The sequence below is a fragment of the Campylobacter concisus genome, from assembly GCF_015229955.1.
Taxonomy (GTDB): Bacteria; Campylobacterota; Campylobacteria; order Campylobacterales; family Campylobacteraceae; genus Campylobacter_A; species Campylobacter_A concisus_AT.
On record NZ_JAAKYZ010000013.1, the window covers coordinates 1 to 3,777 of the forward strand.

Here is a 3,777-nt window from a genome sequence, read left to right on the forward strand (position 1 = left end):
ATTCATTAAAAGAGTTAATAAATTTATCCATATTCTCTTTATTTAATAAATTTATACCAAGCTTATCATCTTTATCTGCATTAGACTGATTATTAGAGCTCTCTTCTTTTGCATAAATTTGATAGCTATTATCTTATCTATATTTTTATAGACTATTATTGATATTTATTCTTCAATTTCTTATAAAATTTATCAAAGCTCGCGGGTAGCCCACTATCTATTTCTTTAAATTTGGATAGGAATTCTTCTTGTTCTATCTGTTGTAAATCATCGCTTTTAAAAATAGTTTTTTCTTGCTTAAAAATGTTCAAATACATTTTTTCACCAGATATTATGTCGCCATAAATTTCATATATGTAGTTTGAATTTTTAAATTTATTCCCATCAAGCGCTCATTTACATTATTTTTTATTGGTGTTGGTTTTGATAAAATTTCTAAACTTTTGGTATTTCTTTTATTTACCCAAAAATAACCACCATTTGTACAATGTATGTCACCCTCGCATTCGAACATAGCAATAGCTATTAAAATTTTTTCATTTTCATAGCAATATCCTATTTCTTCGGCTTTAAAAAAAAGTAATTACAAAATCACGCACGCTAGCCCTATTTATCAAATTTTAAATATTTACTATCGCAATCTTCAAAATGATTATACTCGTTCATAGAATTTCCATAGTTTTGTATGACTATGCTATCATTTTCATACATCCCGTCAATCTTTTTAAATTTTATATAAAATCCACCTTCGCCATTGCTTTTTATGCTTGATATATAGCCTTGTGATTTTGTCTGATTATTATCAACTATCTTGTAAAAATACTTTGTCTTATTAGTATTTTTCGTTATTTCTATTGAAATATTACAAGGCTCATTCTTGTAAAACCCAGTTAAATTTATATCTTTTGCGTAGGCATTATGCGCCATAAAGGCTAGCATCATATAATAAAAAACAACTATCTTTTTTACCATATCTATCCGCTCTTTTTTAGTCGCATTATATCTATTTAATAAATTCAAAACTATATCTTTTTGATCTTTCCATTCTCAAATTTATATTTGCTTTCGTCAGATAGCTTCCCGCTACTTTTAAAATTTGGCTCACCGTTGTTGGTTAGTGCATTTTTGTGTGGTTTGTCTATTATCAAGATGCCTTCATTAGTGACTTCGAAAAATGGCACACTCGCGCACCAATCTATCTCACCTTGAAATTTTATCTTGTCGTCATCTTTCTTTTCAAAAATTCTCAAAGGCCCGTGTCCATTGCAAGCAGCATAGTTTTGTATGTCTTGAAATATCCACACTTCGCTGCGATTAATTTTGGTATAAAATATTAAATTTGGTTCAAGCTCATACTCGCACTCTCTGCTATAAATCTCTTCATCATTTATGCTTATGGAACATTTGTTATCCTTGCTATATGTTTCTATACTTAAGTTTTGAGCATTAGAAAATACGATAAAAAGTAGTGATAAAAATAAGAATTTTTTCATAGAATTAACCTTTATAGCTTTTTTTAGACCCTTTTCTAATTTTTCTTAACTTTTGCCGCAGCTTCCTATTTTGTAATGCTTCCATCTATATTTTTGTCTAATCCTTTATTTGTTATATAGCTAGAACTACTAGAACTAAATAATACGTAATCATTCGACTTACCAATGGCTTTTGGATAAATAATTGCCATATAAATGTCCTCTATGGTTTCAATTTTTCCAGAATAAGGCATAAAATATTTTTCTATATATTCAAGTTGTTCAACTTCAGACATATTTGCTAGTTTTGATGTAGTTGTCCCTAGACCGGCTGCTGTTGTTTCTAAAAATTGTATAAGTCCTAGCACTAGCAACTGGATTTTATACTAGCTGAAAAAGTCTCACCTGTCTCAAAAGTCATACATGACATCAAAAAATCAGGATTTATTTTTTAAATTTATACATATTTCTATAACTTTTTCCTTAAATTCTAAAGAAACTTTTTTACCTCAAGCAATTTTATTGTCTGTTTTTAAATCAACCCCCAACCCCCTTTATCCCCATCTTCCTACATACCTTTATCTACTCTAGTTAAACTCTTTGATTCATTAAAAGAGCTAATAAATTTATCCATATTTTTTTGCTTAGCTTGTCATCTTCATATATATTTACATTCTACGCTTGATCTATATTTTTATTTATCAAGACATCATAATGTCTTAGATTGGCTTTAATATCTTTTCTTTACAAGAAGTAGTCATACTACTCCTCTTTTCTATTCTCAGGCAAAATCAAATGACCATTTTTGTCTATTAAGGAGTATTGGACTAACACTATATAAATTAGATCATGGATACGATAATTGTCATAATCGCCAGTATAGTCATCATATTTTCTTAAAAACTCAGCATATGGCTTTTTATCTGTTTTTTTTATGTCTTTTAGATCTCTAAAAGAGTAAAGTATCGGCACATACTTTAAAGTATCTTCAAAGACCTCTTTAAATTTCTCATAATCTTCGCCGTAAATTCTTTTAAATAGCTCTTTATTATTTTTATAAAGAAGTAAAGCTAGTTTTGCAGTGGAGTTTCTATAGTAAGATCTAGTGCAATGAATAGAATTGCCGACACTATAATTATATTTAACCCGTACTTGAAAATATTTTGAATACCCATCTATACACTCTTTTTGAGTTTTAGCTATCCTCTCTCTTGCTATCTTTAGAGCTTTTTCTTTTAAATTTGGAGCTTCTTTTACAATTAGATTATAAAGATCAGCAAAATAGTTATCTCTAAAAGCAAGAAATTTGGACTGACAAACAAAGTCTTCTAAAGAGTACTCTTTAAATTTATATTTGCCCTTAGCATCAGAACACTTAAAACTAGGAGATGTATTAGTACTGTAATCGTTTGAAAAATAGTCATCACCGGTAAAAAAATCGTCTTCGATCTGTTCAAAATTATCGATCGCTTTATTGGTAGCTTGGCTAGGCATTAAAGCTTCAAAAGCATATAAATTTAAGTTTATTAGTAAATTTATTAATAAAATAGTTTTAAATTTCATACTTCAGCCCTTTATTTAAATTTCTTAAATATATTTGCTTCTCTTATACGTTTATAAGAGTTTATTCTTTTTGTTCTGCTTTCTTTATTTGCACCGCCATTTACTAAATCTGTTACTCTATTTACTATTTCTTCATTGTCTAATTCCGGCTTGCTTTTATCGGCTCTATCGTAAATGTTCTTTTTTTTAGCCCAGAAAAATGCAGCCGACACAAAAGCAAAGGTTTTATTTTCAGCTACCAGTTCTGGATTATCCACAAAGCTTACTTCATCTCCTACTAATTTAACTTTGTGTGCGAATTTATTAAATTCAGTATATATTTCTCTACCAGTTATTTGTATTATCCCTCTACCTCTATATTTCCAGCCGTCACCTTCTTCGGTATTGCCAAGTCGCAAGTCCTTAGGTCTATTTTCATCAGCATATCCTAGATTGGCTATGGCTTCTTGATTGGCTTTTTGAATTATTTTTCCTTTTTTGTCTTTTATTCTTCCTATATCCTTACTTCTATCATAATTATTTTTAAAATAGCCAATATTAGACCCCATAAGACCTTCCACGCTATAATCTAAGCTCTCTGTCAGTTTTGGGAAGCTACTTTCCACCTCTACCGCACATTGCCCAAAAAAATGCTCTAATCTATTTCTAGTATCAAGCTTATATTTTACATACATTTGAATTCCGTCATCATCATCTCTTCTATTTAGTTCATCTACTATTTCTTGTAAGATATATTCTTGGT

Annotated in this window: 6 protein-coding genes; all 6 read right to left on the minus strand. The window is 29.4% G+C overall.

The window, feature by feature from the left end:
- Window positions 1–331: 331 nt before the first annotated feature.
- On the minus strand, window positions 332–514 hold the full coding sequence (locus tag G6W45_RS09585) for a hypothetical protein (protein ID WP_194168335.1): 183 nt from the start codon (window positions 512–514) through the stop codon (window positions 332–334).
- Window positions 515–606: 92 nt separating this feature from the next.
- Window positions 607–1,020, minus strand: a complete 414-nt coding sequence (locus tag G6W45_RS09590; RefSeq protein ID WP_194168336.1) for a hypothetical protein — start codon at window positions 1,018–1,020, stop codon at window positions 607–609.
- A 2-nt stretch (window positions 1,021–1,022) separates the two neighbouring features.
- Window positions 1,023–1,493, minus strand: a complete 471-nt coding sequence (locus tag G6W45_RS09595; protein ID WP_194168337.1) for a hypothetical protein — start codon at window positions 1,491–1,493, stop codon at window positions 1,023–1,025.
- 65 nt (window positions 1,494–1,558) lie between these two features.
- Complete coding sequence (locus G6W45_RS09600) at window positions 1,559–1,840, minus strand: hypothetical protein (protein WP_194168338.1); 282 nt, start codon at window positions 1,838–1,840, stop codon at window positions 1,559–1,561.
- 394 nt (window positions 1,841–2,234) lie between these two features.
- A complete protein-coding gene (locus G6W45_RS09605; protein WP_194168339.1) occupies window positions 2,235–3,035 on the minus strand; it encodes a hypothetical protein in 801 nt (266 codons plus the stop codon).
- A gap of 11 nt (window positions 3,036–3,046) precedes the next feature.
- The coding region (locus tag G6W45_RS09610; protein WP_196780175.1) for a glycoside hydrolase family 19 protein at window positions 3,047–3,777 on the minus strand (731 nt) is incomplete at its 5' end.

What these genes read in the sequence shown, in the direction of transcription:
- G6W45_RS09585 (WP_194168335.1), bottom strand. Translation starts at nt 514, where the DNA reads ATGTTCGAATGCGAGGGTGACATACATTGTACAAATGGTGGTTATTTT.
- G6W45_RS09595 (WP_194168337.1), bottom strand. Translation starts at nt 1,493, where the DNA reads ATGAAAAAATTCTTATTTTTATCACTACTTTTTATCGTATTTTCTAAT.
- G6W45_RS09605 (WP_194168339.1), bottom strand. Translation starts at nt 3,035, where the DNA reads ATGAAATTTAAAACTATTTTATTAATAAATTTACTAATAAACTTAAAT.